The organism is Kineococcus indalonis (genome assembly GCF_009906395.1).
GTDB lineage: Bacteria > Actinomycetota > Actinomycetes > Actinomycetales > Kineococcaceae > Kineococcus > Kineococcus indalonis.
Genome location: NZ_JAAALM010000271.1, coordinates 1 through 5466, shown reverse-complemented (window position 1 = coordinate 5466; position 5466 = coordinate 1). Strand labels below are relative to the sequence as shown.

Genomic DNA, 5466 nt, shown 5'->3' with positions numbered 1-5466 from the left:
CCGCCGGGGCGGGCGGCGCCGGCCGGGGGGGCGCGGGCGCGGGGACGGCTCCTGAGCGCCGGCGCCACCCGCCCGCGCGCCTCCCCGCGACCTGCACCGGACGTTCTCGCGCCCGGCCCTGGTCACGGGCCGTCGCGTGCCCCAGACTCCGTGGCACCAGCAGTCACGGTCGGGGGAGTTCAAACCATGAGCGAACTGAGCAGCGGGCCTGTCGTGTCCGGGCAGAGCTACGTCGTCGACGAGGTGCACGGGCACGCCCCGCGCACCCTGGAGGACTTCGCGGGGGAGACCTCGTTCCACGTCACGCACGGCGGCCACGTCCACGAGGTGGTGGGCATCGGGCGAGTGCTGGACGGCCACGCGCGCGTGCACGAGAAGATGGGCGGCGCCGGCGGCAAGGACGTGCGGGTGTGGAGCGTCAGCCGCACCGCGCAGGGCTTCGCGGCGGAGCACGCCGCCCCCTGAGCCGCGGCTCCCCGCGGCCGCTCCACCCGGCGTGCCCCGCCGCACCCTCGGGCACACCGGGTGGAGCAGCCGCCCCGCACCAGGAGGGCCCCGTGACCAGCACCGACGACCGGCCCCGACCGGACCCGGGCCCCGCCGCACCCGCCGCGGTGCGCACCTCGGTGGACGTGCCGCTGCGCCTCGCCCTGGGCGTGCACCGCGTCCGGCTGCTGTCCAACGACCCTGACGAGGCCGCCCAGCTCGCCCGGCACGGCATCACCGTCACCGAGCGGGTGCCGACCGGCGTGCACCTGACCGCGGCCAACGCCCGCTCCCTGGCCGCCGAGCGCGACCGCACCGCCCACACCCTGCGGCTGGGCGCGCCGCCGGGCTAGCGCGGCCGGGCCGGGCGCGCCGCCCGCTCAGGGCGCGTGCACGGCCGCGCGCAAGCGCGCCACGGCCAGGGCCCGCGCGGCCCGGCCCTCCGGCGTGGGCGTCAGCGGGTACACGTGCACCAGCCCGCGCCCCTCGTGCAGCTCCACGTCCACCCCGGCGGCGCGCGCCCGCGCGGCGAGCAGGCGCGCGTCGGGCAGCAGGATGTCGCGGGTGCCGCAGAACACCGTCAGCGGCCCGAGCCCGGCCGGCTCGCCCGCCAGCGGGCTGACGCGCGGGTCGTCCACCGGCAGGTCCCCGCGCCACAGCTCGACCAGCACCCGGGTGCCCTCGCGCGCCAGCCACGGGTCGTGCGGCTGCACCGCGTCGATGCCCGGGTTGGCCAGCGACAGGTCCAGCGCGGGGGAGACCAGCACGGTGCGCGGCAGCACCACGCCGTGCTCGTCGCGCAGCAGCTGCGCGGCGGACAGCGCGATCTGACCCCCGGCGGAGTCCCCCGACAGGCACACCGGGCCGTGCTCGGCGCGGGTGGCCAGCACCAGCCCCGCCACGGCCGGCACCACCGCGGCGGCGGTGCCGCGCGGGACGAGCGGGTGCACCGGCAGCAGCACCGTGGTGCGGGCCTGCGCGGCGACCTGCGCGGCGAAGCGGAAGTGCTGGCGCACCACCTCGTCCACCCACCCGCCCCCGTGCACGTGCACCACCGCGCCGCGCGCACCGCCCGCGCGCGGGGTGAGCACGTGCACCGGCCAGCCCGCCCAGCGCGTCGTGGACACCGCCACGTCCCGGCGCAGCCGCCGCGGCGGGTCCGAGGGGCGCGGGCGCAGGGAGCGCTGGGCGACGTGCCGGTGCGCCTCGGCGGCGGAGGAGTACACCCGGTTCGCGCGGGTCAGCCGCAGCAGCGGCGGCAGCAGCCTGCTCGGGACGCTCGGCGACACCGCCACCTCCTGACGCGGGCCGCGTGGTGGCGCCCCGCGGCGATCGTGGTCCGCCCCGGCGCCCGCCGCACCCCGGGCGTGGTCCAGCCGGCCGGGGGCGCGGGGCGCGGACGGCGTCCGGGCCGCGGCAGCCACAGCGGCACCGCCGCCCGGTAGGCGTGGTGCTCCTCCCCGAACAGCGACTCCAGGAACCGCTCCTCCGAGGGCCTGACGAGCACGTGCCACAGCAGCCCCCCGGCGAACGGCACCCCGTAGTACAGGGGGGAGCCCACCAGCAGCGCCACCCCCAGGGCCTGGGTGGTGCCGCTGAGCGCCATGGGGTTGCGCACCAGCCGGTACGGGCCGGTGACCACCAGCCGGGCCGCGGCCTCGAACGGCACCGGGGTCCCCTCCCCGCGGGCCATCGCGAACGCGCAGCGCACGCCGAAGGCGCTGGCCGCCACCAGCAGCACCGCCCCCGCCGCCGTCCCGCCCGGCAGCAGCACCCGCGGCACGCCGAGGAGCACCTCCACCCCGCGCAGCACCGCGGGCAGGGCCACCAGCGCCAGGGACCACACCAGCAGCATCCACCCCAGCGTCCTGGCCAGGTGGCGCCGGTGAGGGGCCGGGCGGGCGACCCGGTAGAGCCTCACCGCGCCCGCCGGTGCAGCACCAGCAGCGCGGCCGCGCTGCCCGCCGTGGCCAGCCCCATCGCCGCCGCGCCCACCCCGCCGGTCCCGGCGGCGGCGGCGTACGCGCACGTCAGCGCGGTGCTGTAGAGCACCGCGCCGCACGTGAGCGCGGCCAGCGCGGCGGCGGCCGCGCGGGCCCCGCGCCGGGGGTTCACGTCAGCAGGTCGCTCAGCGCCGGTTCCAGGCGCGGGAACGCGAACGGGAAACCCGCCGCGAGCAGGGCGGCGGGCACCGCGCGCCGGCCGGTCAGCCCCAGCGCGGGGTCGGTGCGCAGCAGCACCGAGCCCGCGCGCACCGCGAGCGCCGGGGTCGGCGGCGCGGGCGGGCGGCGCAGCACCCGCCGCAGCGCCGCCATGAGCTCGGCGTTGCGCACCGGGGTGGGCGAGGAGGCGACCAGGACCCCGCGCGGGGGCTCGGTGCCCTCCAGCTCCGCCCCGGCCGGCAGACCCAGGCCCCAGCGCGCCACGCCCGCCATCTGCGCCGGCCCGTCCGCCGACGGGGAGGACTCCGCGACCTCCGCCTCGCCGGCGTCGCCGTGGACCGCCAGGGTGCCGGCCTGCAGCCACACCGGCACCGGGGCGTCCAGGTCCGCCGCCGCCCGCGCCAGCGCGCGGGTCGGCTCCACCCGCGAGCGGGTCAGCAGCTCCACGTTCGCGCGCGTGGGCCGGCGGTCCACCAGCTCCCCGGCGAGGTTGACCACGGCGGCGCCGGGCAGCTCGCGCGCCCACGCCCCGAAGCCCCCCGCCACGACGACCTTCACCGCGCCACGGTAGCGGCGCCGGTCCCGCGCGCGCGGGCCTTCCGGTCCACCAGGACGGCCACCGCGAGCAGGGCCGCGACGTCGAGCGCGACGAGCGGCGGCGGCGCGCTGCCCGCCTCCAGCGACCGCGCCAGGGCGCCGGTGAGCACCGCCGGCACCATCAGGACGACGTTGCCCACCGCGTGCAGCACCACCGCCGCCTCCAGGCCGCCGGTGCGGTGCACCAGCCAGGAGGCCACGAGGCCGAAGGCGAACCGGTCGGCGAACAGCCACGGGTCCTGCGCGCCGTGCGCGGCGCTGAACAGCGCCGCCGAGACCACCGCGGCCAGCACCGCGCCCACCACCGGCCGCGCGCACCACGACCCCAGCGCCTGCGCCAGCCAGCCGCGGAAGAGGAACTCCTCCCCGGCGGCCTGCAGCGGCGTGGTCAGCACCACCACCGCCAGCAGCGCCACCGCCTGCCGGGCGGCGGGGGCGCTGCCCTCCCCGAACGGCGCGCGGCCGGCCAGCGCCTCGGCGGCGGCCATCGCCAGCGCGCCCAGGACGGTGACGGCCAGCACCGGCGGCAGCGCGCGCAGCACCCACCCCCACCGCCACCGGCTCGCCGTGGAGGCCAGCGCCCCCGGTCCGCGCCCGTACCCGGCCACCAGCGCCAGCCACGCCAGCGGCACGCCCGCGGCCAGCACCAGGTTCGACAGCAGCAGGCCCCACCACGCGCTGGACAGGGCCTGCTCCAGCGCGGCGCCGTCCAGGCCGCTGAGGAGCGCGGCGGCGCCGTAGCCGGCGCCGGTGAGCAGCACGGCGAGGAGCAGGCCGCCGGCGAGGGCGGCGGTGCCCACCAGGGGCCGCCACCAGCGGTTCGCGGGCCCGCGCAGGGCGGCGGTGTACGCGACGGGGGAGCAGGACGGTGCTGTCCCCGGGACGGCGGGTGCCTCGATCACACCGGCAGGCTGCCCGCGGCGGCGGCGCCGGCGCGTCGGCCGTGCGGTGCTCCCGGGGCATCGACCGAGGTCGACTCCCGCACGCCGGACGGCGACCCGCGGTGCTCCCGCGGGCGGTGCCCGCCCTCCTACGCTGACCCGGTGAGCAGCACGACCGGTGGAACGGTCCGCAGCGCCCCGCCGGGCGGGGCGCTGCCCGCGGCGCCGGCGCCGGTCCCCGCGACCCCGCGCCGGCGCGGGCGGACCGCGCTGCGCCTGGCGGGCGACGCGTGCCTGGTCCTGGTGTGCCTGGCGGTGGGTCTGGTCCTCCTCGGCGCGGAGCTCGACCCGGGCACCGGGCCGAGGGTGCGCGGTGACGCGGCCCTGTTCCTGGACCTGCTGCTGGGCGCGCCGGCCTGCTTCGCGCTGTTCGCGCGGCGGCGGGCACCGGTGCTCGTCGCGGCCCTGCTGGTGGTGCTCTCCGCGGTCTCGACCTTCGTGGCCGTGCCGTCGCTGGTGGCGCTGTTCGGGGTGGCCGCGCGCCGCCGCTGGCCCGCGGTGGCCGCCGTGGCGGCGGGCACGGTGCTGGCCGGGACGGTCCACGCGCTGCTGTGGCCCGAACCGGGCTTCCCGGCGTGGGGCGCGCCGCTGCTCCTGCTGGGCCTGGTCGTGCCGGTGGCCGGCTGGGGCATGTACGTGCGCACCCGCCACCAGCTCCTGGCCTCGCTGCGCGAGCAGGCCGAGCGCGCCCGCGCCGAGCAGGAGATGCGCGTGCGGCAGGCGCGCACCACCGAGCGCGCCCGCATCGCCCGCGAGATGCACGACGTCCTGGCGCACCGGCTGTCCCTGGTGAGCATGCACGCCGGCGCGCTGGAGTTCCGGCCCGACGCGGACCCGGCCGACGTCGCGCGCGCCGCGGGCGTCATCCGCGCCGGCACCCACGAGGCGCTGGAGGACCTGCGCGACATCCTCGGCGTGCTGCGCGCGGAGGAGGTCACCGCCGCGGGCGCGGAGGAGGCGCGCGGGCGCCCGCAACCGGTCCTGGCCGACCTGTCGGAGCTGGTGGGCGAAGCGCGGGCCGCCGGCTCGCGGGTGCGGCTGGACCTGGAGCTCCCCGCCCGGGCCGAGGCGCCGGCGCTGGTGGGGCGCACCGCGTTCCGCGTCGTGCAGGAGGGCTTGACGAACGCGCGCAAGCACGCCGCCGGCCGGGAGGTGCGGGTGCTCGTGCGGGGCGCGCCCGGCCACGGGCTGGAGGTCGTCGTCGACGACGTCGCCGAGGGGGCGCTGCCGGTGTTCCCGGGCGCCCCGGCGACGGCGCGGGTGCCGGGGCGCCCGGGAAC

Annotated in this window: 8 protein-coding genes; 3 read left to right on the top strand and 5 right to left on the bottom strand. The window is 80.1% G+C overall.

The features are described 5' to 3' along the window. The first annotated feature begins 186 nt into the window (after positions 1 to 186). Positions 187 to 465, top strand: coding sequence for a hypothetical protein (locus GTR00_RS13510; RefSeq protein ID WP_166612132.1), 279 nt, complete (start codon positions 187 to 189; stop codon positions 463 to 465). Positions 466 to 557: 92 nt separating this feature from the next. Then, positions 558 to 839, top strand: coding sequence for a GTP cyclohydrolase II (locus GTR00_RS24095; protein ID WP_323132462.1), 282 nt, complete (start codon positions 558 to 560; stop codon positions 837 to 839). Between the two features lie 27 nt (positions 840 to 866). Here GTR00_RS24095 and GTR00_RS13500 read toward each other — a convergent pair whose 3' ends face one another. From GTR00_RS13500 to GTR00_RS25830, 5 genes are all read right to left on the bottom strand, one after another. Then, positions 867 to 1775 carry an alpha/beta hydrolase fold domain-containing protein gene (locus GTR00_RS13500; RefSeq protein WP_166612130.1) on the bottom strand — a complete coding sequence of 303 codons (909 nt, stop codon included), beginning with the start codon at positions 1773 to 1775 and terminating at the stop codon, positions 867 to 869. Beyond that, positions 1727 to 2341, bottom strand: coding sequence for a methyltransferase family protein (locus tag GTR00_RS24090; protein WP_166612129.1), 615 nt, complete (start codon positions 2339 to 2341; stop codon positions 1727 to 1729). Before GTR00_RS24090 ends, GTR00_RS13500 begins: the two co-directional genes overlap by 49 nt. Before the next feature lie 62 nt (positions 2342 to 2403). After that, positions 2404 to 2601, bottom strand: coding sequence for a hypothetical protein (locus GTR00_RS13490; RefSeq protein WP_166612128.1), 198 nt, complete (start codon positions 2599 to 2601; stop codon positions 2404 to 2406). Further along, on the bottom strand, positions 2598 to 3206 hold the full coding sequence (locus GTR00_RS25835) for a DUF1731 domain-containing protein (protein WP_166612127.1): 609 nt from the start codon (positions 3204 to 3206) through the stop codon (positions 2598 to 2600). Before GTR00_RS25835 ends, GTR00_RS13490 begins: the two co-directional genes overlap by 4 nt. Next, positions 3203 to 4147 (bottom strand): CPBP family intramembrane glutamic endopeptidase, encoded by a 945-nt coding sequence (locus tag GTR00_RS25830; protein WP_166612126.1) that lies wholly within the window; start codon positions 4145 to 4147, stop codon positions 3203 to 3205. The genes GTR00_RS25835 and GTR00_RS25830 overlap by 4 nt, the downstream gene beginning before the upstream one ends. Positions 4148 to 4288: 141 nt before the next feature. Here GTR00_RS25830 and GTR00_RS25825 point away from each other — a divergent pair. Then, on the top strand, positions 4289 to 5466 hold a 1178-nt coding region (locus tag GTR00_RS25825; RefSeq protein ID WP_166612125.1), incomplete at its 3' end, for a sensor histidine kinase.